19 protein-coding genes, 1 tRNA gene and 1 other RNA gene are annotated in these 23,490 nt (G+C 39.9%); 16 read left to right on the top strand and 5 right to left on the bottom strand.

Annotated elements, in window-relative coordinates; all coding sequences use genetic code 11:
• Positions 1 to 47: 47 nt before the first annotated feature.
• Complete coding sequence (gene aguB, locus ODU46_RS00650) at positions 48 to 923, top strand: N-carbamoylputrescine amidase (protein WP_105116372.1); 876 nt, start codon at positions 48 to 50, stop codon at positions 921 to 923.
• Positions 924 to 960: 37 nt separating this feature from the next.
• On the opposite strand, the gene ODU46_RS00645 is transcribed toward aguB, so the two are convergent.
• On the bottom strand, positions 961 to 1,554 hold the full coding sequence (locus ODU46_RS00645) for a TVP38/TMEM64 family protein (protein ID WP_024385388.1): 594 nt from the start codon (positions 1,552 to 1,554) through the stop codon (positions 961 to 963).
• A gap of 109 nt (positions 1,555 to 1,663) precedes the next feature.
• Here ODU46_RS00645 and ssrA point away from each other — a divergent pair.
• From ssrA to add, 3 genes are all read left to right on the top strand, one after another.
• Positions 1,664 to 2,011, top strand: a transfer-messenger RNA (tmRNA) gene (gene ssrA / locus ODU46_RS00640).
• Between the two features lie 2 nt (positions 2,012 to 2,013).
• Positions 2,014 to 2,101: transfer RNA gene (locus ODU46_RS00635), tRNA-Ser, on the top strand.
• Positions 2,102 to 2,258: 157 nt separating this feature from the next.
• Positions 2,259 to 3,260: an adenosine deaminase gene (add, locus tag ODU46_RS00630; protein ID WP_161948765.1), complete on the top strand. Its 1,002-nt coding sequence runs from the start codon at positions 2,259 to 2,261 to the stop codon at positions 3,258 to 3,260.
• Between the two features lie 43 nt (positions 3,261 to 3,303).
• Here add and ODU46_RS00625 read toward each other — a convergent pair whose 3' ends face one another.
• The 3 genes from ODU46_RS00625 to ODU46_RS00615 are packed head-to-tail and all read right to left on the bottom strand — an operon-like array spanning position 3,304 to position 5,177.
• Positions 3,304 to 4,086, bottom strand: a complete 783-nt coding sequence (locus ODU46_RS00625; protein WP_398579064.1) for an ABC transporter permease — start codon at positions 4,084 to 4,086, stop codon at positions 3,304 to 3,306.
• Positions 4,087 to 4,102: 16 nt separating this feature from the next.
• Positions 4,103 to 4,810: an ABC transporter ATP-binding protein gene (locus ODU46_RS00620; RefSeq protein ID WP_014638281.1), complete on the bottom strand. Its 708-nt coding sequence runs from the start codon at positions 4,808 to 4,810 to the stop codon at positions 4,103 to 4,105.
• Positions 4,803 to 5,177: a GntR family transcriptional regulator gene (locus ODU46_RS00615; protein ID WP_014638280.1), complete on the bottom strand. Its 375-nt coding sequence runs from the start codon at positions 5,175 to 5,177 to the stop codon at positions 4,803 to 4,805. Before ODU46_RS00615 ends, ODU46_RS00620 begins: the two co-directional genes overlap by 8 nt.
• A gap of 153 nt (positions 5,178 to 5,330) precedes the next feature.
• Here ODU46_RS00615 and ODU46_RS00610 point away from each other — a divergent pair, with 153 nt between their 5' ends.
• The 7 genes from ODU46_RS00610 (at position 5,331) to ODU46_RS00580 (ending at position 17,435) form a co-directional block, all read left to right on the top strand.
• Positions 5,331 to 8,441 (top strand): DNA polymerase III subunit alpha, encoded by a 3,111-nt coding sequence (locus tag ODU46_RS00610; protein ID WP_208542103.1) that lies wholly within the window; start codon positions 5,331 to 5,333, stop codon positions 8,439 to 8,441.
• An 84-nt stretch (positions 8,442 to 8,525) separates the two neighbouring features.
• Positions 8,526 to 9,536 carry a 6-phosphofructokinase gene (gene pfkA / locus ODU46_RS00605; protein ID WP_024385330.1) on the top strand — a complete coding sequence of 337 codons (1,011 nt, stop codon included), beginning with the start codon at positions 8,526 to 8,528 and terminating at the stop codon, positions 9,534 to 9,536.
• 65 nt (positions 9,537 to 9,601) lie between these two features.
• The gene (pyk, locus tag ODU46_RS00600; RefSeq protein ID WP_398579063.1) at positions 9,602 to 11,107 is read left to right on the top strand and encodes a pyruvate kinase; all 1,506 of its coding nucleotides are present in this window, start codon (positions 9,602 to 9,604) and stop codon (positions 11,105 to 11,107) included.
• Between the two features lie 160 nt (positions 11,108 to 11,267).
• Entirely contained in the window at positions 11,268 to 14,930 is a 3,663-nt protein-coding gene (locus ODU46_RS00595; RefSeq protein WP_398579062.1) for an IdeS/Mac family cysteine endopeptidase, read from the top strand.
• Positions 14,931 to 15,208: 278 nt separating this feature from the next.
• Positions 15,209 to 15,661 carry a hypothetical protein gene (locus ODU46_RS00590; RefSeq protein WP_024401815.1) on the top strand — a complete coding sequence of 151 codons (453 nt, stop codon included), beginning with the start codon at positions 15,209 to 15,211 and terminating at the stop codon, positions 15,659 to 15,661.
• A 644-nt stretch (positions 15,662 to 16,305) separates the two neighbouring features.
• Positions 16,306 to 16,758: a hypothetical protein gene (locus ODU46_RS00585; RefSeq protein ID WP_024385326.1), complete on the top strand. Its 453-nt coding sequence runs from the start codon at positions 16,306 to 16,308 to the stop codon at positions 16,756 to 16,758.
• Positions 16,759 to 17,111: 353 nt separating this feature from the next.
• The gene (locus ODU46_RS00580) at positions 17,112 to 17,435 is read left to right on the top strand and encodes a hypothetical protein (RefSeq protein WP_029172157.1); all 324 of its coding nucleotides are present in this window, start codon (positions 17,112 to 17,114) and stop codon (positions 17,433 to 17,435) included.
• A 195-nt stretch (positions 17,436 to 17,630) separates the two neighbouring features.
• Here the strand turns inward: ODU46_RS00580 and ODU46_RS00575 are convergent, their stop codons facing one another.
• Positions 17,631 to 18,740 carry an FAD-binding oxidoreductase gene (locus ODU46_RS00575; protein ID WP_274719188.1) on the bottom strand — a complete coding sequence of 370 codons (1,110 nt, stop codon included), beginning with the start codon at positions 18,738 to 18,740 and terminating at the stop codon, positions 17,631 to 17,633.
• A gap of 84 nt (positions 18,741 to 18,824) precedes the next feature.
• Between ODU46_RS00575 and ODU46_RS00570 the strand changes: the two genes are divergently transcribed.
• From ODU46_RS00570 to ODU46_RS00550, 5 genes are all read left to right on the top strand, one after another.
• The gene (locus ODU46_RS00570; protein ID WP_074391101.1) at positions 18,825 to 19,442 is read left to right on the top strand and encodes a GDSL-type esterase/lipase family protein; all 618 of its coding nucleotides are present in this window, start codon (positions 18,825 to 18,827) and stop codon (positions 19,440 to 19,442) included.
• 42 nt (positions 19,443 to 19,484) lie between these two features.
• Positions 19,485 to 20,027 carry a signal peptidase I gene (gene lepB, locus ODU46_RS00565; protein WP_105119428.1) on the top strand — a complete coding sequence of 181 codons (543 nt, stop codon included), beginning with the start codon at positions 19,485 to 19,487 and terminating at the stop codon, positions 20,025 to 20,027.
• Between the two features lie 189 nt (positions 20,028 to 20,216).
• Complete coding sequence (glmS, locus tag ODU46_RS00560) at positions 20,217 to 22,028, top strand: glutamine--fructose-6-phosphate transaminase (isomerizing) (RefSeq protein WP_398579061.1); 1,812 nt, start codon at positions 20,217 to 20,219, stop codon at positions 22,026 to 22,028.
• A gap of 153 nt (positions 22,029 to 22,181) precedes the next feature.
• The gene (locus ODU46_RS00555) at positions 22,182 to 22,823 is read left to right on the top strand and encodes an amino acid ABC transporter permease (RefSeq protein WP_002940990.1); all 642 of its coding nucleotides are present in this window, start codon (positions 22,182 to 22,184) and stop codon (positions 22,821 to 22,823) included.
• Positions 22,824 to 22,832: 9 nt separating this feature from the next.
• On the top strand, positions 22,833 to 23,465 hold the full coding sequence (locus ODU46_RS00550) for an amino acid ABC transporter ATP-binding protein (protein ID WP_009909533.1): 633 nt from the start codon (positions 22,833 to 22,835) through the stop codon (positions 23,463 to 23,465).
• Positions 23,466 to 23,490: the final 25 nt, after the last annotated feature.

Below are 23,490 nucleotides of genomic sequence, written 5' to 3'. Positions count from 1 at the left end.
AGGTACATTCTATCTTCCATAAAGAATTTATGAAAAGGATAAATAATATGAGAAATGTTACTGTAGCAGCTGTCCAGATGCAGTGTAGTCAGAATCTTTGGGAAAATCTGGCAACTGCAGAGCGTTTGGTCAGACAGGCTGCTGGTCAGGGAGCGCAGATTATTCTCCTGCCTGAACTCTTTGAGCGTCCTTATTTTTGTCAAGAACGCCAGTATGATTATTATAACTATGCTAAGTCTGTAGAGGAAAATGATGCTGTTCAGCACTTTATTCCTATTGCCAAGGAATTGCAGGTTGTCTTGCCTATTTCCTTCTATGAAAAAGATGGAAATAGCCTCTACAATTCTATTGCGGTCATTGATGCGGATGGTAGTGTTTTGGGAGTTTACCGCAAGACTCATATCCCTGACGATCATTATTATCAGGAGAAGTTTTACTTCACGCCTGGAAATACTGGATTCAAGGTCTGGGAAACACGTTACGCTAAGATTGGCATCGGCATCTGCTGGGACCAATGGTTTCCAGAAACAGCTCGCTGTTTGGCGCTGAATGGAGCAGAATTACTCTTTTATCCAACAGCTATCGGCTCAGAGCCGATTTTGGCTACAGACAGTCAAGGCCATTGGCAGCGGACTATGCAGGGCCATGCGGCGGCCAACATCACGCCGGTCATTGCAGCCAACCGTATCGGCTTGGAAGAAGTGCAGCCTTCTGAAGAAAATGGTGGTCAATCGTCTAGCTTGCGTTTCTATGGCTCCTCTTTCTTGACAGATGAAACAGGAGACATTTTGACCAAGGCTGGACGTGAGGAAGAGACAATCTTACTTGCTACTTATGATTTGGACAAGGGAGCGCGTGAGCGTTTGGATTGGGGACTCTTTAGAGACCGTCGACCGTATATGTATCAGCAGATTGTAGAATAAACAAAACACCCTTGTCCGAAGATAAGGGTGTTCATCTTTATCCTAATAATTGCTGCAACCATTGGCTTCCATAGATCCAAAAGAAGCTATAGGCCACAACTGAGAAAGGGCGACAAAGTAAAGTAATAATAATAAATTTCCGATAACTCATGCTTGTTAATCCAGTAATCATCACCACTATGTCAGCTGGAGAAATGGGAGAAAGCATGCAGAGAATAAAGAAAATTTCATAACTACGTTTATTATCAATTTTGCTTTCATATTTGTAAAACGTATCTTCAGACATGAAGAGGAGACAAAATTTCTTTCCATAGCGACGAGCCAACCAGAAAAGGATGATACTACCGATTGAAATTCCAAGATAATTGAGAAAGAATCCCCACCAAAAATGAAATACGAGGAAACCCACAACAGTCGTAACACCGCCTGGAATAATCGGAAATACAACTTGAATAATCTGAATAGCTAAAAAGGAGAGGCTACCTAAAGCACCTTGGCTTTTGATTAAATCGCTTAAGACATTTTGGTCGTTCAAAATGCCAATCTTATAGAGCCAAAACAGAAAAATAGCAGTCCCGATAAGGGTCAAAATACTTAATACTTGAATGGTTTTTTGCCAAAATTTATACATACTTTCATTTTACCATATTTCAAAATTTTTTTAAATTGTAAGGAAAATGTAAAATAATTTTGCTATTTATAAAAAATTCTGCTATAATAATTCCTGTATCAAATCCTACGGGGTTGTTACGGATTCGACAGGCATTATGAGGCTTGTTCTGCAACTCATCGGCAGATGTAAAAATGCCAGTTAAATATAACTGCAAAAAATACAAACACTTACGCATTAGCAGCTTAATAACCTGCCTGCGTGACCAGTCGCGAATTGCTTGTGTTTGCTGATTGGTCTTAAAATAGCAAGCTACGTTGGGATTGAGTCAGGCAGTTCCAAAAGAGATTTACTGACTCGCTTGGTCTAGGTTTGAGTTATGTATCGAGTTCAAGTTAAAGCAAGACATAACCTATGGTTGTAGACGAATAAGTTAGCAGGTGTTTGGACGTGGGTTCGACTCCCACCAGCTCCATATATGGAAGATTACTCAAGAGGCTCAAGAGGCCGTGTTGGAAACGCGGTAGGCGTGTAACAGCGTGCGTGGGTTCGAATCCCATGTCTTCCGTATGTTATTGAAGAACGACTGGTAGTCGTTCTTTTTTTGTCTGTGAATGATGCAACTGAAAACAAGTGAAAGTTCAGGTTTTATGGTAAAATTCTTATTTTTCTTCAAAAATATGATATGATAGTTAACAATATACCAGACGGAGGTTGTGTTAACAGTGTTGAATGTAAATGAATTGGTCAAAACAGAGTTGCATTGTCATTTGGATGGCTCATTGTCCCTCGGAGTCATTCGACAATTGGCACAGATGGCTAAAATCACTATTCCTGCAGAAGATGAAGCATTAAGAAAATTAGTTAGTGTTCATGGAAAAGTTGATAGTTTAATGGCTTATTTAAAGTTATTTGATTTTGTTCGCCCACTCTTACAAACTGCATCAGCTTTAGAATTGGCAGCCTATGATCTTGTACGACAAGCTGCAAGAGATAAGATCATTTACATTGAGGTTCGTTTTGCACCAGAACTGTCGACGGATAAAGACTTGACTATTTTAGAAGCGGTCTCAGCAGTTTTAGTTGGACTAAACAGGGGGCAGGAAGATTTTGGAGTGGTTGCTAAACTTTTGGTTTGTGGTTTAAAGCAAACAAAACCGAATCAAACGAAGGAACTTTTTTCGGCTATTGCTGATTTGGCACCAAAAGGACTTGTGGGATTTGATTTCGCAGGAAATGAAGTAGACTATCCTACGGAAGAACTTCGGGATATTATTCAATTTACTCAGTCACTAGGTTATCCCATGACTTTCCATGCCGGAGAATGTGGATGTGTGACCAATGTGATTCAAGCTCTTGAACTTGGGATTATAAGGATTGGTCATGGTACAGCACTTACTCGCAATCCTGAAGCTATCCAAGCTTTTGTCAATAGCGGAGCAACACTTGAAATGTGCCTAACATCGAATCTTCAAACTGGTGCAGCTGATTCGATTGAAGATTTTCCATATCGTGAGCTAGTTGAGGCGGGAGCAAACATCACAATCAATACAGATAATCGTACTGTTTCTAATACTACACTTAATAGAGAATATCAGTTATTTGTAGAATATTTTGGGACTAGCAAGGCTGATTTTTATCGCTTCAATCAAAACGCTATTCAGGCAAGTTTTGCCAGCGAAGAAGAAAAGAAAGTTTTGTTGGAACTCCTAGACCAACAGTATTAAGAAAAAAGCTCTATACCGGTCGATTAGACCAGTAAAGAGCTTTTTACTGTAGATTTAATTTCTTTGTCATAATGAAGTGGGTTCCAAAGTAGTAAGCAAAAGCTAGGATAATATTGACTAATGCTAAGACTGGACTAGGATATAATGGTAGTGCGGCATTATAAAGGTTCTCTAGATAATTGGTAAAAATGAGAGCTCCAAACACACCGAGAACAATTGAAATTCCGATATAGGTTAAAATGGCAAACAGTAGACGGTGATCTTTAAACAGTTGACCAACAGAGATGGAGAAGTAGATCAGCAAGATTCCCATTGTTGACTCAATCAGCATATAGAATAGATGTGCAAATATGACAGGCCAGTCTAATGCTTGTACAACAGTATGCAATTCAGGAATCATGATTTCCTCGGTTCCGAGCATGAGAACAGCTAAAATGATTCCGATTGAAAGTAAACACGTAATCCCTGCCAAGATATACCAAACAATAGATGCAAGCAGTTTGCTTAAGATGATTTGATGGCTAGATACGGGCAAGGTCATAGTGAGATAACCTTGTCGGCCATAAACATTTTTTCTAAAACGATTGATGACTAGGACAAATGTTGATAGGAAGAGTGCCGCAATCAAAACTCCGAAAGTCATAAAGGAGGTTCCCAATAAGACCATCTCACCACCACCAGGTTCAGTATTACCAGCCTGTGCACGGAGGGTCAATGCTTGTAGCCAAAAACCAAGTACTGCTGATAGGGCTAGAGCTGCAATATAAATTCCCAAATACCATTTACCTACGGATTGAAATTCGTATTTCAATAATTTTTTAAACATAGCAATCTCCTTCTAACTAAGCCTTAAAATCTTGGCGGAAGAGTTCATCAATAGATTCTCCGCTTTCAATTCGCAAGTCATCTACATTTCCATGGCGAATAACACTTCCGTAGTGTAGGAAAATAACCTCATCCAAAATTTGCTCGACATCTGAAATTAAGTGAGTAGAGATAATAACAGAGGCAGTCGGAGAGTAGTTGTTGACGATGGTTTTTAAAATGTAGTCTCGGGCGGCAGGGTCAACACCACCAATTGGCTCGTCTAAAACATACAGCTGCGCTTGGCGGCTCATCACCAGAATGAGTTGGACTTTTTCCTTATTCCCCTTAGAGAGATGTTTCATACGACTGTTTAAATCAATGCCCAAATCTTGTAAAAGATGGAGAGCACGCTCCTTATCAAAATCAGCGTAAAAATCTTCAAAAAATGTAATTGCTTCGAGCACTTTCATATGCTCATCGAGATAAGTCGTATCTGGGAGATAAGATACAATTGCCTTGGTTTCTGGCGATGGGGTGCGACCATTGATCAATACTTGACCATATTCTGGTTGCAACAGACCGTTGATCAATTTAATCATGGTTGTTTTACCTGAACCATTTGGTCCCAAAAGTCCTATGATTTTTCCAGCAGTCAACTTCAAATTGACATTATTTAGGGCGACAGCTCCACCATAAGATTTTGAAACTTGTTGTAGCTCAACCAAAGTATATGCGTTATTCATAAGTGACTCCTTTCAAATAATCATCTAACTGGCCAGTGAGGTCGTCGTGTTTGAACCCCAAATCTAACATATTGTTCACAAAATTCTCGAGTTCCTTTTGTGCTAAATGTAGGCGAGTTTGTGTAATCAATTCTTGATTATCTGTTACAAAACGACCTGTTGTGCGAACCGAGTAAACAAAGCCTTCCGTTTCTAAATCAGACAAAGCGCGCTGAACGGTATTTGGATTGACGCCAGCAATTTCGGCTAAGTCACGAACAGTGGGAAGTTTATCTCCAGATTTTAATTGATTAGTCACAATCTGCAATTTAATAGTATTGCTGATTTGAATATAGATGGGGATGTTATTATCAAATTTCCAAGCCATAATCATTTCCTTTCTAGGATGACACCGTGTTTATGTCTTATCTTAATAATACAACAAACTATATAAATTAGCAAGAAAAATGTTTTGAATTTTTAAAAAATATTTTTGGATAAATATTTGATATAATAGAAGAAACATGAAAAGGAGAATACCATGCTGGCACAATTAGATACAAAGACAGTTTATACCTTTATGGATAGCATGGTGACGATAGAAAATTATGTAGGCAGGGCTAAAGAGCTTGGTTATCACGCATTGGGGATAATGGATAAAAACAGTCTTTATGCAGCCTATAGTTTTATGGAATCCTGTAACAAAATGGGGCTTCAACCAATTATTGGTTGTGAACTGGACTGGAAATTACAGGGAGAGGAGCAGGACGTCACTACTAAATTGATTGCTCTGACAACCAGAGGTTATCGCAATCTATTGAAAATTTCGACTGCTAAGATGACAGGGCAAGATGATTTTGAAACCATTCGTCAATATTTAGTCGACATAGCAGTGGTTGTTCCTTATTTTTCTGGCATTGAGCACCTTGAGTTAGGTACTAACTATTATATCGGAGTGACGGTCGACACACCAGTTCAAGACTTTAAGCAAGCAATACTCCCGATTCATACGGTTCGTTTTTTTGAAGAGGAACAATTGGAAAGTCTACAGGTTCTCCATGCTATTCGAGATAATATTCCACTTAATCAAGTTGCAGATATAGATAATCGACAAAAGCTTTTATCGGCTGATAGCTTAACCAATCTATTTTCGAATCGGTTTCCGCAAGCAGTTGATAATTTACGTGACTTGGTTGCAGGGATTTCTTATCAATTAAATACAGATTTAAAATTGCCACGTTTTAATCGTGACAGACCTGCAGTGGAAGAATTATACGAGCGCTCCTATCAAGGATTAGAAGAGAAGGGGTTGACTAATTCACTGTATAAGGAACGCTTGGAAAAGGAATTATCCATTATTCATCAAATGGGATTTGATGATTATTTCTTGATTGTATGGGACCTACTTCGTTTTGGACGTAGCCAGGGGTACTACATGGGAATGGGGCGCGGTTCAGCTGTTGGAAGCCTAGTTGCCTACGCCTTAAATATCACAGGTATCGACCCAGTTAAGCATAATCTTCTCTTTGAACGATTTCTCAATGCTGAACGTTATTCAATGCCCGATATTGATATTGATATTCCAGATATTCATCGAGCAGATTTTATTCGTTATGTACGAGATCGTTATGGTTCAACCCATGCTGCTCAAATTGTAACCTACTCGACATTTGGAGCTAAGCAGGCCATTCGTGATGTATTTAAGCGTTTCGGAACACCTGAATATGAGTTAAGTAATATAACCAAGAAAATTTCATTTAGAGATAGTCTTACTTCTGCCTATCAGCGAAATGCCGCTTTTCGTCAGATTATCAATAGTAAGATAGAGTACCAAAAAGCTTTTGCGATTGCTCAACAAATTGAAGGGCAACCCCGACAGACTTCTATCCATGCGGCAGGGATAGTGATGAGTGATGAGGATTTGACAGATACCATCCCTCTTAAAATAGGGGATGACATGCTGGTAACCCAATATGATGCACATGCTGTTGAGGCGAATGGTCTGTTGAAGATGGATTTCCTTGGCTTACGAAATCTGACCTTTGTACAAAAAATGGCAGAAGGAGTACGTGAACGTTATCAGCAGGAAATTGATATTGCCAAGATAGATTTAGAAGACAAGAAAACCTTGGAACTTTTTGCTGCTGGTCGGACTAAGGGAATTTTTCAATTTGAACAGCCTGGTGCGATTAGCCTGCTTCGAAGGGTCAAACCTGGTCGATTTGAAGATATAGTTGCAACAACGAGTTTGAATAGACCGGGGGCTAGTGATTATTCGGATAACTTTGTAAAACGCAAGCATGGACAAGAGGCAGTTGATTTATTGGACCCAACCATTGCTCCTATTTTACAACCGACTTATGGTATCATGCTTTATCAGGAACAGGTCATGCAGATTGCACAGGTCTATGCAGGCTTTACGCTTGGAAAGGCGGATTTACTCCGCAGGGCTATGTCTAAAAAGAATGCCCAAGAAATGCAGGCAATGGAAGCGGAATTTTTACAGGGAGCACTGAAAAACGGACATGCTGAAGAGAATGCAAGGGAAATATTTGGCATGATGGCTAAGTTCGCTGGTTATGGTTTTAACCGTAGCCACGCCTATGCTTATTCAGCCTTAGCCTTTCAAATGGCTTATTTCAAGAGTCACTATACGGATGTCTTTTTTGATGTCATGCTCAATCATTCTAGCAGTGCTTATATTGAAGATGCGATGCAGTTTGACTTTGAGGTGGCTCGACTCACGATTAACAATATTCCTTATCACGATAAGTTTGATAAAAGTAAGGTTTACCTAGGATTAAAAACACTAAAAGGTTTGCCTAAAGATTTAGCTTTGTGGATATTGGATCATCGTCCCTATAAGTCTGTAGAAGATTTTATTTTGCGCTTGCCAGATAATTTCAAGAAAAAAGATTTACTAATCCCTCTTATTCAGATTGGTTTATTTGATGATTTTGACGCCAATCGTAAAAAGATTATTGAAAATCTAGACAATCTCTTTGTCTTTGCAGAGGCGATTGGTACATTTTTTGCAGAGGAGAGTTATAGTTGGACAGATGTAGAAGATTACAGTGACAGCGAAAAATTTATGCTAGAGCAGGAATTGCTAGGTGTTGGTATTAGTCCGCATCCTTTAGTCACTATTTGTCGAGAGTCTAAGCGTAGTTTTACAGATTTGGCTGATTTAGCGGTTGGCAATCGAGCGACCGTTCTTGTGCAGATTCAAGCTATTCGATTGATTCGTACCAAAAAGACTGGGGAGCAGATGGCATTTCTTCGAGTGACAGATACCAAGAGGACGCTTGACGTGACTCTTTTCCCAGAATCTTATCGCCAATATGCTGCTATTTTGGAAGAAGGGGAAATGGGCTACATCACAGGTAGAGTGCAAGAGCGCGATGGACAGTTGCAATTAGTTCTAGAAAAATTAGAGCCTGTCAGTTTGGAGAAATTTTGGATTCTTTTGGAAAATCGAGAACACGATTATGCCGTTGCTCGTATTTTGGATAAATATAGAGGAAGCATTCCAGTAGTACTTCATTATCAAGATAGTAATCAGACAATTCAGGCTGAGCATCACATGGTTATGAAAACGCCTCAATTAGAAGAAGAGTTAAGTGAATTTGTTATGAAAACGATTTTTCGATAAAAAAATAGCAAAAAGTCAAGCAAGTTTAGGTTAAGTATGTTATAATAGGGCAGTTAAAATGAAAAGTTAAAGGAGCATTAACGAATGAAACGTATTGCTGTTTTGACCAGTGGTGGTGATGCCCCTGGTATGAACGCTGCTATTCGTGCAGTTGTTCGCCAAGCAATTTCAGAAGGAATGGAAGTTTATGGAATCAACGAAGGTTACGCAGGTATGGTTGCGGGTGATATCCATGAATTGTCTGCGCGTTCTGTAGGTGATGTTATTTCACGTGGAGGAACATTCCTTGGTTCAGCTCGTTATCCAGAATTTGCCAAATTAGAAGGGCAACTTAAAGGGATTGAGCAATTGAAAAAACATGGTATCGAAGGTGTAGTTGTTATCGGTGGTGATGGTTCTTACCACGGAGCAATGCGCTTGACGGAGCATGGTTTCCCAGCTATTGGTGTACCTGGTACAATTGATAACGACATCGTGGGTACAGATTTTACAATCGGTTTTGATACAGCTGTAACAACTGCTATGGATGCGATTGATAAAATCCGCGACACTTCATCAAGTCACCGTCGTACTTTCGTCATTGAAGTAATGGGACGTCATGCAGGTGATATCGCTCTTTGGGCTGGTATTGCTTCTGGTGCAGATGTTATTGTTGTTCCAGAAGAAGACTTCAATATCAACGATGTTGTTGACCGTATTAAAGCGGGCTACGACAATGGTAAGAAACATAGCATTATTGTTTTGGCTGAAGGTGTTATGCCAGCTGCACAGTTTGCTGAAGAATTGAAAGCAGCAGGCGATACAAGTGATCTTCGTGTGACAGAACTTGGTCATATCCAACGTGGTGGTTCTCCGACAGCGCGTGATCGTGTACTCGCTTCTCGTATGGGGGCTCATGCCGTTAAATTGCTTAAAGAAGGCCGTGGAGGTCTTGCAGTAGGTATCCGTAACGAGCAGATGGTTGAAAACCCAATTCTTGGAACTGCAGAAGAAGGTGCATTGTTCAGCTTGACTGCTGACGGTAAGATTGTGGTTAATAATCCGCATAAAGCAGATTTGGAATTGGCTGATTTGAACCGTAATTTGTCAATCTAGGCATCGTTGTTTTAAAGTGTTAATTAGGGTCATAAGACCATTGAAATAAAAGGAGTTTTGTTAAGATGAACAAACGTGTTAAAATTGTTGCAACCCTTGGTCCAGCGGTAGAAATCCGCGGTGGTAAAAAATTCGGTGACGATGGTTACTGGGGTGAAAAATTGGATGTTGAGGCATCAGCACAGAAAATCGCTGCTTTGATTACAGAAGGCGCTAATGTTTTCCGTTTCAACTTCTCACACGGTGACCACCAAGAGCAAGGTGACCGTATGGCAACAGTTCGTCGTGCAGAAGAAATCGCTGGCAAAAAAGTAGGTTTCTTGTTGGATACAAAAGGTCCAGAAATCCGTACAGAATTGTTTGAAGATGATGCAAAAGAATATGCATATACAACTGGTGACAAATTGCGTGTTGCTACAAAACAAGGTATCAAATCTACCAAAGAAGTGATTGCTTTGAACGTTGCAGGTGGTTTGGATATCTTTGACGATGTTGAAGTTGGTAAACAAATCCTTGTTGACGACGGTAAACTTGGCTTGACTGTTGTTGAAAAAGATGCTGTAAACCGTGAATTTGTTGTTTTGGTTGAAAACGATGGCGTTATCGCAAAACAAAAAGGTGTGAACATTCCTTACACTAAAATTCCTTTCCCAGCACTTGCAGACCGTGACAACGCAGATATCCGCTTCGGTCTTGAGCAAGGTTTGAACTTCATTGCCATCTCATTTGTACGTACTGCAAAAGACGTAGAAGTTGTTCGTAACATCTGTAAAGAAACTGGTAACGATCACGTTCAATTGTTTGCGAAAATCGAAAACCAACAAGGTATCGACAACATCGATGAAATCATCGAAGCAGCAGATGGTATCATGATTGCTCGTGGTGACATGGGTATCGAAGTACCATTTGAAATGGTTCCAGTTTACCAAAAAATGATTATCACTAAAGTGAATGCAGCTGGTAAAGCAGTTATCACAGCAACAAACATGTTGGAAACAATGACTGAAAAACCACGTGCAACTCGTTCAGAAGTATCAGACGTATTCAACGCAGTTATCGACGGTACTGACGCAACAATGCTTTCAGGTGAGTCTGCAAACGGTAAATATCCAGTTGAATCAGTTCGTACAATGGCAACTATTGCTAAAAACGCACAAACTCTTCTTAACGAATACGGTCGTTTGAACTCTGATCACTTTAACCGTGCATCTAAAACAGAAGTTATTGCATCTGCAGTAAAAGACGCTTGTCACTCAATGAACATCAAGTTGGTTGTAACAGTTACTGAAACTGGTTACTCAGCTCGTTCAATCTCTAAATACCGTCCAGATGCTGATATCTTGGCAGTAACATTTACTGAGAAAGTACAAAAATCATTGATGCTTAACTGGGGTGTTATCCCAGTTGTAACAAACCGTCCAGATTCAACTGACGATATGTTTGATTTGGCTGAACGTATTGCCAAAGAGCAAGGTCTTGTTGAAGCAGGAGATGATATTGTTATCGTTGCTGGTGTGCCTGTAGGTGTTGCAGGTTCAACAAACACTATGCGTGTTCGTACAGTAAAATAATCAAAAAGGTCCTCTTGGACCTTTTTGTCGTGATTATGGAAATAGACTATGAATTTCTTTCAAACGCTTGTTTATAAATATTTTCTTGGGGGATGTGGAAATAAAAATAAGTCGTAAGTAGAATAGTTTATTCAAATTTTTGATGATAAACGGAGGAAAGATGAACATTCAAGAACGATTTTCTTTGAGAAAATCAGCGGTTGGCTTGGTCTCAGTCTCTTTGCTATGTGCTATTCATACATCCACTGTTGCTGCAGATACAGTTGTTACAGGAGTGAATGAAATAATTGAAGAATCACAAGTCAAAGATGAGGCATCTATTGAATCAGAAAAAAATGAATCCCTAGATGGTTCTAATCTTGAAATTGTAGAGGAAATAGCAGACAACATCCCATCACCTGTTATCGCTGAAGGAGAAATAGCGGTAGAGATGAAAGTTGACGGAGGGACCGAGAATGTAGTTTCTAGAAATGATACAGAAGTTACGACGAGTGAGCAAAATCAGATAGAGGTTGCTGAGACAAAAGAAATTTTGAATCAGACCAGTTATCAAACGGAGAGTGGCGAGCAACGACAAATTATATGGGCTCATGGAATTACCCCTCCTGCAATGGAACAAAGCGGTGGTTTTGTAAAGGAAAAGTATGGAGACTATTTAAACTATACAGCACCATTTGAGGCAGGAAAAGGCTATTATGATACCAATAAAAGTCTCAATGCTTCATTTATTGACCTTAACCTGTGTTTTGCGGCCGTGTCTTCCAACATGGTACATTGGTGGTTGGAACAGAATAGTTCCTATGTTGAGCGATATCTCAAGGAAAAAAATAGTACAGTAAATGTTGGGGAAAACTATGCAATAACGGACCTACGTCGCTATATTGATTCGTTCCAGGATCAGCAAAATAGTCGAGTCTTTGATATGTTCAAAACTTACTACGGTTATCGTACAAATGGTTTTGTGTCAGATGCCTTAGTTGATTTGTTTATTAACGGATATAAGCCTAAGGTACAGGGTGGTGTCAATCTGGAAGATAGCCAGTTAGTACCAGATAGTAGGGGTGGCTTTTTCTACGACGTTTTCAAAGAGAAAAAACTGACAAATCGTATTTTCAGTGGCAGCTATGAGCGTTTTGGTGAGGATGTTCGAACTGTTTTGGAGAGCAAAGGATTACTCGGTCTAACTTATAGAACATTAGGCTATGCAACGCATATTGTGACGGTATGGGGTGCTGAGTACGATAATCAAGGTAAGATTAGGGCTGTCTATATCACTGATTCTGATGATCAACAAGAACAAATTGGTTTGAAGCGTATGGGAATCACTCGTGACGCTTCTGGAAATCCACGTTTGAATAATCATGTGAAAAACAATTCAGCTGGGGCGCTTTTGGATTATGTCCATACGATTCGTCTTGGTCAAGACTTATGGGAAGAATATTTCAATCCGCTCGCAAAAGCCAAAGAAATAGCTAGTCAGATACTAGCTGATACAAAGAAGGCGTTGGTTTTGTCTATTCAAGGACAATCTGAATTATCCGAATCGGCACGTGTAACATATCTTGAAAAGTTAGATAGGCTATATGATCAAGGTGTGTTAGCCATTCAAAAAGCAGAAAGCTCCGAACTACTTAATGTTGCGTTAGAGGATAGTTTAAAAAGTTTAGACTTCCCTATGTCAGCAGTTGGAGAAGCTCTGACAGTGGAGTTGCCAGCAGGCGAGCTTCCGCCCAATGCAGATGAAAATTCTCAGCTATCTCAAGAAATCTGCTCTGCAGATGGGAAAGAAGAAAAAGGGGATGTTGCCCTTGTTGTAGATAGTATCAATCAACCCGTCTTACCAGTAGACGACCAGGCGATATTGCCTGTAGCAGTCATTGGTGAACCAGTAAATGATGAACAGTTAGTTGCTAATGAAAACCAGAGCCAGTCAACTATAGCTTTAGAGGAGGAAACTCAAGTAGAGGGGAGCAATCTACCAGTAGTAGTTGATCAAGATGCTGTGAAAAATGATGAGGTAGTCCCTGTGGAAGAGCTTCTTGAATCAGAAACAGTTGAGAATCAGAGGTCAGAACTTCTATCAGGTCCCATAGGCATGGAGGGGGTAAATGTAAAAAAAGAAGATCAAGTTGCGACGACTGTTACTGAACAACCTGCCACCACAAAAGACACAACAGTCGAAGCATTTCTCGACGACCCAGCTAGTGCAGAAAGCGAACCAGTCTCCCAACCAGCCCCAATTTCGTCTCCAGACAGGTCAGCTATTCCCATTCAACCAGAAGCCACAGAAGTCTCTGTGGAGGTAGGAGAAATAGCTATTCCTCCTGTTGCATTGCCAGAAACCATCTCTGCTCCAGTAGTCCAAGCATCTCTCGACGAATCGGCTAGTTCAGAAAGCGAACCAGTCTCCCAACCAGCCCCGATTTCGTCTCCAGACAGGTCAGCTATTCCCGTTCAACCAGAAGTCTCTGTGGAGGTAGGAGAAACAGCTATTCCTCCTGTTGCATTGCCAGAAACCATCTCTGCCCCAGTAGTCCAAGCCTCTCTCGACGAACCAGCTGGTTCAGAAAGCGAACCAGTCTTCCAACCAGCCCCGATTTCGTCTCCAGACAGGTCAGATGTTCCCGTTCAACCAGAAGTCCCAGAAGTCTCTGTGGATGTAGGAGAAACAGCTATTCCTCCTGTTGCATTGTCCGAAACGGTCTCTGCCCCAGTAGTTGAAGCCTCTCTCGACGAACCAGCTAGTTCAGAAAGCGAAACCGTCGCCCAACCAGCCCCAATTTCGTCTCCAGACAGGTCAGCTATTCCCGTTCAACCAGAAGTCACAGAAGTTTCTGTGGAGGTAGGAGAAACTGCTATTCCTCCTGTTGCATTGCCCGAAACGGTCTCTGCCCCAGTAGTCGAAGCCTCTCTCGACGAACCAGCTAGTTCAGAAAGTGAACCCGTCTCCCAACCAGCCCCGATTTCGTCTCCAGACAGGTCAGCTATTCCCGTTCAACCAGAAGTCTCTGTGGAGGTAGGAGAAACAGCTATTCCTCCTGTTGCATTGCCAGAAACCATCTCTGCTCCAGTAGTTGAAGCCTCTCTCGACGAACCAGCTAGTGCAGAAAGTGAAACAGTCATCCAAACTGAAACAACTTTAGTTCCTGTTGCTGAGGATATTCCAGTTTTACCTGGGCATTCAGCAATTCGTGTGGTCGAATCAGTAGCTACATCATCTACTATTTCTGAAAAACACAAGTTTGTAGATGACGGAGTTTCTTCCGCATTAAAAGTGGATTCTGAGGGGGTTACTAATGAGTCGAATGCTCCTCGAGTTGAATTTCTGACAGAAGTAACGACAGAAAGCGTCTTGGCTGAAGCAGATAGGTCTTCAATCTTAACAGAAACAAAGGTGATTCAACCGAATACATTGATGAATGATTTGGAGAGTAAAGAAAAAATCTTGGTCCCTAAATCCAAATCATTGGACAGTGTCAAAATGGATAGGAGTTCTCAGGAGATTGTGTTGCCAGAAGTTCCAGAGAGAGAGCCTCAGATGTTCAGAAGAGAAATGGATGAAGAACGCAAAGAAACCGAGCTATTTGAGATGGTTGGATCTGTGGCAATTGTAGGAAGCACCTCTCAATCCTCAAATAATATGAGGGAATATGGTCAGAATCCGGCTCTTCACTCCAAAACGGATACAAAGCAAGTTTCAAGTGTGGAACAATCTTCAAAACCAGGTACAAATGCTTCTGGGCAGATTATTGGAGTTAGCCTATTCACTCTCTTACTTGGTAGTGTTTGGGGACTATTAAAAAAAGCAAGTAGAAAGCAATAATCGAGGTTTAGAGAGTGAATAATCAGTGATTATCTATTGTAAAATTTACTTCGGAAGTATATTAAGACTCATGAAAAATAGATAAAAAGCTGGGAAAATCCATTGCTATAAGTGGGGAGTTCAATTAAAATTATCTTGTAACAATCAATCGAATGCATTCAAAAAATTTGTTACGGACGAAAGAAACTATTCCAGTCGGATTAGTTCATCATATTGCTATTTTATAGTTTGAGTTTAAGCGATATGAACACAAGATAATAGAAATTGGAGACAATGTTATGAACTTTTCAAAGAAAATGAAAAATTTTGCCATGCTTTCAGTAGCCTGCATGAGTACAGGTCTTACAGCGCTTGCTCCTGTTGTTAGCGCCAATACATCTGAATCAAATACTTACGTAAAATATAATACAAAAGAGACGGTTACTTACCGTCGCAGCTCAGCTGTGGATGTGACATTATCACAAAAAACAGGTATTCCAGGTGCACGAGTAGAGGTAAAACTAAAACAGAAATATGCAGAAGCACCAGATGTTTACTTCATTTTGGGTGAAAACTATGTTATCCCACTCGATCAAACACCATCTGGCGACTATGCAGCTAATTTGACAGATGCAGATTTGAAAGGTGCAAAAAGATTCCGCTTAGAAATTATTAGTAAAATTCCACACGGTTCAGCAAAGAACATTGTAGAGAATAAATCATTCAAATTAGAGCCAAGTTTCCGTCGCTAGGATAAGGTTTAAAATTTGTTAAAAATTAGCTCATTTTAATATGATTGTTAATGGAAACGAGGCTGGGCGTAAAGTCCAGCCTCGTTTCTTAGAGTTTGCGTCAACATCTCAGCGCATTGGTTGATTGTCAGATTTGTTCGTGTTTTACACTTCAAATCTGATCTCTACGACTGATGCGAACTTTGTTCGCTATATCTCCAAGCTCCAAAAGTTCCCCGAACCTTTTGAAGTAGGAGATATAGGCTGACGGTAGTCAGCTCACATCATTCACAGTCTGGGAATAGACCGTTTCAGCTCAACAACTAGAAATAAAGACTTGTTGACGAACTCTTTTGTCAAGTCAAGTTCTTTCCTGCTCCCGTTTCTCACAGCTTCAGAGCTGTGGATATGAATAAATCTGCCATAGGGAATTATTTAAGAACGGCCAGAAAAACTCATGAAAAATAGATAAAAAGCTGGGAAAATCTGTTGCTATAAACAGAAATTTCAATTAGGATTATCTTGTAACAATCAACAGAATGCATTCAAAAAATTTGTTACGGACGAAAGAAACTATTCCAGTCGGATTAGTTCATCATATTACCATTTTATAGTTTGAGTTTGGGTAATATGGACATAAGATAATAGAAATTGGAGAAAATGTTATGAACTTTTCAAAGAAAATGAAAAATTTTGCTATGCTTTCAGTAGCTTGCATGAGTACAGGTCTTACAGCGCTTGCCCCTGTTGTCAGCGCCAATACAGCTGAATCAAATACTTACGTAAAATATAACACAAGAGAAACAGCTAATTACACCCGCAATTCATATGTGGATGTGAAATTGACACAACAAACTGGTGTTCCTGGTGCGCAAGTAGAAGTATTCTTGAAACAATACTATGACGAAGCGCCAGATGTTTACTTCGTTTTTGGGGAACATAACTGTATTCCGCTTGAACGCACAGCGTCAGGATCCTATATTGCTAACTTGACAGATGAGGATTTGAAGGGCTCAAAAGATTTCCATGTTGAAATTATTAGCAAAATCCCTTACGGAACACATAAGCATATTGTAGAAAGTAAATCATTCAAACTAGAATCAAGTTTCCGTCGTTAAGATAAGATTTAAAATTTGTCGAAAATACCCCCTTTTTAATTGATGCTTTCAGCAACTATCGTAGAAAGCAACGACGTCAGAAATAGTGGAAGACTGGACTCAGGTTCAGTCTTTTCATATTCAACCAATCTCGAGGATAGGAGAATTTGTAGTTTATAATGCTAAATCATATAATAGATTAAAATCAGAAAAAGTTGACGGTGAGTTTAGGGGTGTTGTTTATAATAATAGTGTAGTGGCTGGTATACTAGATAGAAGTATTCTAGTTATTACAAAAGAAAAAATTTGTGATGCGCACCACAAAGGTAATAATTCTATCAAATCTTATGTTATATTTGAAGAGAGGTAATAATATGAATAAACTCGGTAAAGCAGTTTTGGGTCTAGCCCTTGCTGGAGGCTTAGCTTTTCCTATGGCTTCTGCTTCGGCGCAAGCAATCTGTTCGTATGATGATGTTTTACTTCATCAGAATCTGACTGAGGTTCAGCGGAAAGTACTATTAGATGAAAAAGACGTCTGTCTTGCTTCGCAAAAAGCGGAGGCTGCAAGTCTCATCAATAAGAGTGATTTGTCTCCACGTCAGAAAGCCAAGTACTTATCATTGGTCGAATTTGGCAGTAGCACAGAAGTTTTAGCTCTCATAAATCACTTTTCTGAGTTCCCTAGTCAGTTCTGATATGATGTATCTAATATAGAGATAGTATTTGAATTGATATAGTCGCATGTTAAATTGTTTGAAACTAGGATAGTAGCATCCTAGATAGAAATAAGCAACGAGGTTCCCCCGTTGCTTATTGTATTTATTGATTGGATAACAACTAGTCTTAGTATCTACATTTAAAGGGTTAGTAGAATCTAAACTTATTGTATCTTATTTTTTGAGAATATATCTATTTGGAGAATATGGTGTACGGTCAAAGTTTGTTTCTTGATTGAGAATTTCTTTAGCAATTTGCCAACCGATAATTGGGCCATTTGTCAGGCCGGTAGAGCCTAGACCACTAGCTACCCAGACATTGGGCATATCCTCAATATTTCCGTAGAATGGTGAATAAGTTGAAGTATAGGCGCGCGTTCCAATGCGAGTTCTGGCTACAGGATAGTTTGCCAAATCAGGCATGAATTCAGCTATTTTATCATGCATGGCTTGGATTTTTTCAGGGTCTAGTTCTAAATCGTAGCCCATATCATCTTCATGAGTTGCACCAATAATGATTTTTCCATTTTCAAATGGTAGGATGTCAATCTCTCCGTAAGGCATACAAACTGGCCAATTATCAGTATCGAATTCTGTATCTAATTCGAACAATTGTCCTTTTTGTGGTCGAACATCCACTTGATAACCAAGAGGTTCAAGAATATGTGGCAACCAGGCCCCTGTGGCTAAGATAATATGGTCAGCAGTAAGCACTTGATTATCTACTTCGACAGTATGGTTGTCGAGCAGTTTTGCTTGTCCGTAGATACGTGTACCACCATTTTTCAAAAATTGTTCCTGAAGAATATCAATCAAACGCCCACCATCAATACGACCGCCACCTTCTAAATGGATACCAAAATAGTCTGGTTTAAGTAGTGGCAAGTACTGGTTAATTTCCGAGCCTACAAGCGGAGTAATTTCGCCAATAGTCGGAGTATCTACGCGACGTTCCTCGGCAATTTTTTGGATTTTATCAAGTAGTTCAGGCTTACTTTTTAGGCCGATGGTTCCAGTCTGTTTGAATGGAATTTCAGTAGCACCCGATTTTTCCAAATCGGCTACCAATTGACGGTAGAAAACAGCACCATCGGAAGTCAGCTTGTACCAGTCTTTATTTTTTTTCTGAGCCATCCATGGGCAGATGATACCTGCAGCAGCTCGTGTGGCTGTTCCAATACCTGAATCAATGAGAGTAAGATTGACTTGTTCTTCTTGGGAGAGATAAAAGGCTGCAGTAGAGCCAACAATTCCTCCGCCTATAATAATAACTTGTTTTTTCATAAGTTAATTATATCACAAATTCAGAAGTTTATTTATTTTTTTCAACATGATACAATAGAAAATAAGAAAAATTGAGGAGTTCGTGTGTCAGATATAATGTATCCTGAGGTCCTAACCGTTGGAAGTGGGGCCGTAAAAGTTGCAACAGTCGGAGATAGTTTGACTTATGGATATGGCTTGGAGAATCGTGAAAAAGATGCCTATCCTTGTATTCTAGCTGAGAAACTTGGGCATCACTATCAAGTTTCAAATTACGGATTGAGTGGGCGTTCACTTCAGTCAACTGCAGATTTTCCTTACTTTAAAGAAAAGAATGCCCAACTTTCACTTGAGAGTGAAGCAGATATTGTCATCATCATGATTGGTAGTAACGACAGCCGAGGACCATATTGGAATAGGGAGAGATTTATTCGAGAGTATAGGGAAATGGCCGAGCAGTATATGGCTTTAGCAAGCCAGCCGGATGTTTATTTAGTCATCCCGCCTTACGTACCAACCAGTCGTTTTGGATTGAATAATCAAATTATTGAAGATGAATTACAAAAGATTATCCCAGCTATCGGAAATGAACTTGGTTTACCAGTTATTAACCTTTACACTGTGACGGAGGGACATCTTGAATACTATAGCGACGGTCTTCATTTGACACCGCTAGGAAATCAAGTTATTGCTGAAGAGATTTACCAGCATCTCAGACACTAATAGCTCTAAATTGTGGTATAATACTAGTGAAATGGAGAGATTATGGTAAAAAGAGATTTAATAAAACAAATCAGTTTATTGGTCTTATTGATTTTTGGAATCATTGGCCTACGATTTTGGTTACTTGAGCCAGTCATGATTACCCCTGAGATGGCAAATAGTTATTTGAAGGAAAACGACTTTATCATGACAGTGCGAAATGTCCGCCCGATTCATGGAGATTTTATTTTGTATAACCATGAGGGAAAAGAGTATGTGAGTCGTGTGATTGCATTGGAAAACGAGACGGTTACCTATATGGATGATGTTCTCTATCGTAATGATATTATTGTTACAGAGAACTATTTAAAAACGCCTCATTCACAAGAAAGTTATACAGATGACTTTACATTGGAAACCTTGACAAATGGAAAGTACAACGTCATTCCAGAGGGGCACTATTTGGTGTTGAATGATGTACGAACGAATCAACAGGATAGTCGTAGTTTTGGTTTGATTTCTAGTGAGGATATTGTTGGTAGACTGACTTTTCGGATTAGTCCACTTTCAGAATTTGGTTTTATTAAGACAGGGCTGGTTCAGTAGAATCAGCTTTTTTATTGAGTATGAGATGACTGGATCTGTATTTTGAAATTAGACTAGACCAATTAAAATGTTGACAAGGATGAAATCTTGTTATATACTGATTTCACTGGTCTTTTTAGATATAAATTAGACTAGACCAATTTTTAAAGAAATGAAAGCCGATGTTAACAAACATCGTAGGTGATATGTATGTGTGGAATCGTTGGTGTTGTAGGAAATACAAACGCAGCTGATATTTTGATTCAAGGACTTGAAAAATTAGAATACCGTGGTTATGATTCAGCAGGTATTTTTGTGACGGGTGGTGAGCAAGCTCATCTTGTGAAAGCTGTTGGTCGCATTGCAGAATTGTCTGCAAAAGTTGGCGATAAGACCGAAGGGACAACAGGGATCGGTCATACTCGTTGGGCGACCCACGGGAAACCAACTGAGAACAACGCTCACCCTCACACTTCTCAAACTGCTGGGCATGTCCTTGTTCACAATGGTGTGATTGAAAACTATGCAGAAATCAAGGAAGAGTATCTTGCAGGTCATGACTTGAAAGGGCAGACAGATACAGAAATTGCTGTGCATTTGATTGGTCAATTTGCAGAAGAAGGTTTGTCAACTCTAGAAGCCTTCAAAAAAGCATTGAAGATTATTCAAGGTTCATACGCCTTTGCCTTGATTGATGCTAGGGATGCAGATACTATCTACGTTGCCAAAAATAAATCTCCACTTTTGATTGGTTTGGGCGATGGCTATAACATGGTCTGCTCAGATGCCATGGCTATGATTCGTGAGACAAGTGAATACATGGAAATTCACGATAAGGAATTAGTTATCGTGAAAAAAGATAGTGTTGAAGTCATGGATTATGATGGCAATGCGATTGAACGTGGTAGCTATACAGCTGAGCTTGATTTATCAGATATTGGTAAGGGAACTTATCCATACTACATGCTCAAGGAAATTGATGAGCAACCAACTGTTATGCGTAAATTGATTAGCGCCTATACAAATGAAGCTGGTCAGGTAACAGTTGATGCGGATATTATTAAGGCAGTACAAGAAGCTGACCGTATCTATATCTTGGCTGCTGGAACTTCCTATCACGCAGGATTTGCTGCAAAAGACTTCTTGGAAAAATTGACAGATACACCAGTGGAATTGGGAATTTCATCTGAGTGGGGCTATAATATGCCGCTTTTGAGCAAAAAGCCACTCTTTGTCATGATTAGCCAGTCAGGTGAAACTGCTGATAGCCGTCAGGTATTGGTTAAAGCTAATGAAATGGGCATTCCAAGTCTGACCGTAACCAACGTTCCTGGTTCTACCCTATCACGTGAGGCAACTTACACCATGTTGCTCCATGCAGGTCCAGAAATTGCGGTAGCTTCTACAAAAGCCTACACTGCACAGATTGCGACTTTGGCAATCTTGGCTAAGGCTGTCGGTGATGCGAATGGCAATGCCTACGCGAAAGAATTTGACTTGGTGCATGAATTGTCCATCGTAGCTCAATCTATCGAGGCCAGCTTGTCAGAAAAAGATGTGATTGCTGAAAAAGTTGAAAAACTCTTATCAACCACTCGCAACGCATTCTATATCGGTCGTGGTAGTGACTACTACGTTTCGATGGAAGCCAGCTTGAAATTGAAAGAAATTTCATATATCCAATGTGAAGGCTTTGCGGCTGGTGAATTGAAACACGGTACCATTTCCTTGATTGAAGATGGTGTTCCAGTCTTGGCCTTGATTTCAAATCATCCACACCTTGCAAGCCATACTCGAGGCAATATTCAGGAAGTAGTGGCGCGTGGTGCCAATGTCTTGACAATTGTAGATGAAGCAGTAGCTAAGGAAGAAGATGACATCACTGTTACAACTGTTCATCCATTCTTGTCAGCGATTGCTATGGTCGTTCCGACACAGTTGATTGCTTACTATGCGACATTGCAACGCGGTTTGGATGTTGATAAACCACGTAACTTGGCTAAGTCTGTTACTGTTGAATAAGAAGAAGGAAGGCATGGATTTCCAGCCTTCTTTTTGCACTGTTGAAAAAATATACAAAATTTTGTTAAATTTATTAAAAATTCTGAAAAATTCTTTGAAATTAAAGATATTTTTTGATATACTAGAACCTAATAATTCTTTTAGGAGAGCTCTATGGATTATGTTTTGGAAGTTCTGCCCAGTCTACTAAATGGTGCAGCAGTCTCCTTGCAAGTATTTTTTCTAGTATTGATATTATCCTTGCCATTAGGAGCTGTTTTCGCTTTTTTAATGCAGATTAAATTTAAACCCTTACAATGGTTATTGCATTTCTATGTATTAATTATGCGAGGAACCCCCTTGCTTTTACAATTAATTTTTGTTTATTACGTTTTACCAAGTGTGGGTATTACATTTGACCGAATGCCTGCTGTGATTCTGGCCTTTACGCTCAACTATGCGGCCTATTTCTCTGAAATTTTCCGTGGTGGTATTGAAGCTATTCCAAAAGGTCAGTATGAAGCGGCTAAGGTATTGAAATTTACCCCTGTTCAGACCATTCGCTATATTGTCTTACCACAGGTCGTGAAAATTGTCCTGCCAAGTGTTTTCAATGAAGTCATGACTTTGGTAAAGGATACTTCTTTGGTCTATGCACTTGGGGTTAGTGATTTGTTGTTGGCTAGTCGTACTGCTGCCAATCGTGATGCCAGCTTGGCGCCTATGTTTATCGCAGGTGCAATCTACCTATTGATGATCGGTGCGGTAACACTGATTTCGAAACAAGTAGAAAAGAAATTTGATTATTATAGATAGGAGGAAGTCATGTTAGAGTTACGCAATTTGTCAAAACGCTTTGAAGATAAACAGATTTTCTCCAACTATGATTTGGTCATTCCAGAAGGGAAAATTGTTGCCATCGTTGGTCAATCTGGCGGTGGTAAGACAACTCTTTTACGGATGTTGGCTGGTTTAGAGACTATTGATTCAGGAACTTTGATGTATAATGGTCAAGAACTGCCATTAGAGGAGTTGGGAAAACGACATTTGCTGGGCTTTGTCTTCCAGGACTTCCAGCTTTTCCCGCACCTATCCGTATTGGAAAACTTGGTTCTCTCTCCTATGAAAACGCAAAATATGTCGCGTTCAGAGGCGGAAGACAAGGCCCTTAAACTCTTGGATACTCTTGGACTTGCTAACCACGCAACTGCCTACCCATTTTCATTATCGGGTGGACAGAAACAACGTGTGGCTTTGGCGCGTGCGATGATGATTGATCCTGAGATTATCGGCTATGACGAACCAACTTCGGCCCTAGACCCTGAATTAAGAAAAGAAGTTGAGAAACTGATTCTTGAAAATAGGGCTACTGGAATCACGCAAATTGTGGTCACCCATGATATGCAGTTTGCTGAGAATATCGCAGATGAAATCATCAAAATTGAACCGAAACACTAAGAAAAGGAACAAATATGATGATGAA

This window comes from Streptococcus sp. 2020WUSS089, assembly GCF_044427405.1.
GTDB lineage: Bacteria > Bacillota > Bacilli > Lactobacillales > Streptococcaceae > Streptococcus > Streptococcus hashimotonensis.
Note: the sequence above shows the minus strand (reverse complement) of the source record. Positions and strands in the feature narration are given on the sequence as shown.

What these genes read in the sequence shown, in the direction of transcription:
- ODU46_RS00620 (WP_014638281.1), bottom strand. Translation starts at nt 4,810, where the DNA reads ATGAATAACGCATATACTTTGGTTGAGCTACAACAAGTTTCAAAATCT.
- ODU46_RS00595 (WP_398579062.1), top strand. Translation starts at nt 11,268, where the DNA reads ATGAACATTCAAGAACGATTTTCTTTGAGAAAATCAGCGGTTGGCTTG.
- ODU46_RS00610 (WP_208542103.1), top strand. Translation starts at nt 5,331, where the DNA reads ATGCTGGCACAATTAGATACAAAGACAGTTTATACCTTTATGGATAGC.
- aguB (WP_105116372.1), top strand. Translation starts at nt 48, where the DNA reads ATGAGAAATGTTACTGTAGCAGCTGTCCAGATGCAGTGTAGTCAGAAT.
- ODU46_RS00585 (WP_024385326.1), top strand. Translation starts at nt 16,306, where the DNA reads ATGAACTTTTCAAAGAAAATGAAAAATTTTGCTATGCTTTCAGTAGCT.
- ODU46_RS00615 (WP_014638280.1), bottom strand. Translation starts at nt 5,177, where the DNA reads ATGGCTTGGAAATTTGATAATAACATCCCCATCTATATTCAAATCAGC.
- ODU46_RS00590 (WP_024401815.1), top strand. Translation starts at nt 15,209, where the DNA reads ATGAACTTTTCAAAGAAAATGAAAAATTTTGCCATGCTTTCAGTAGCC.
- pfkA (WP_024385330.1), top strand. Translation starts at nt 8,526, where the DNA reads ATGAAACGTATTGCTGTTTTGACCAGTGGTGGTGATGCCCCTGGTATG.
- glmS (WP_398579061.1), top strand. Translation starts at nt 20,217, where the DNA reads ATGTGTGGAATCGTTGGTGTTGTAGGAAATACAAACGCAGCTGATATT.
- ODU46_RS00625 (WP_398579064.1), bottom strand. Translation starts at nt 4,086, where the DNA reads ATGTTTAAAAAATTATTGAAATACGAATTTCAATCCGTAGGTAAATGG.
- ODU46_RS00580 (WP_029172157.1), top strand. Translation starts at nt 17,112, where the DNA reads ATGAATAAACTCGGTAAAGCAGTTTTGGGTCTAGCCCTTGCTGGAGGC.
- ODU46_RS00555 (WP_002940990.1), top strand. Translation starts at nt 22,182, where the DNA reads ATGGATTATGTTTTGGAAGTTCTGCCCAGTCTACTAAATGGTGCAGCA.
- lepB (WP_105119428.1), top strand. Translation starts at nt 19,485, where the DNA reads ATGGTAAAAAGAGATTTAATAAAACAAATCAGTTTATTGGTCTTATTG.
- ODU46_RS00575 (WP_274719188.1), bottom strand. Translation starts at nt 18,740, where the DNA reads ATGAAAAAACAAGTTATTATTATAGGCGGAGGAATTGTTGGCTCTACT.
- ODU46_RS00550 (WP_009909533.1), top strand. Translation starts at nt 22,833, where the DNA reads ATGTTAGAGTTACGCAATTTGTCAAAACGCTTTGAAGATAAACAGATT.
- pyk (WP_398579063.1), top strand. Translation starts at nt 9,602, where the DNA reads ATGAACAAACGTGTTAAAATTGTTGCAACCCTTGGTCCAGCGGTAGAA.
- ODU46_RS00645 (WP_024385388.1), bottom strand. Translation starts at nt 1,554, where the DNA reads ATGTATAAATTTTGGCAAAAAACCATTCAAGTATTAAGTATTTTGACC.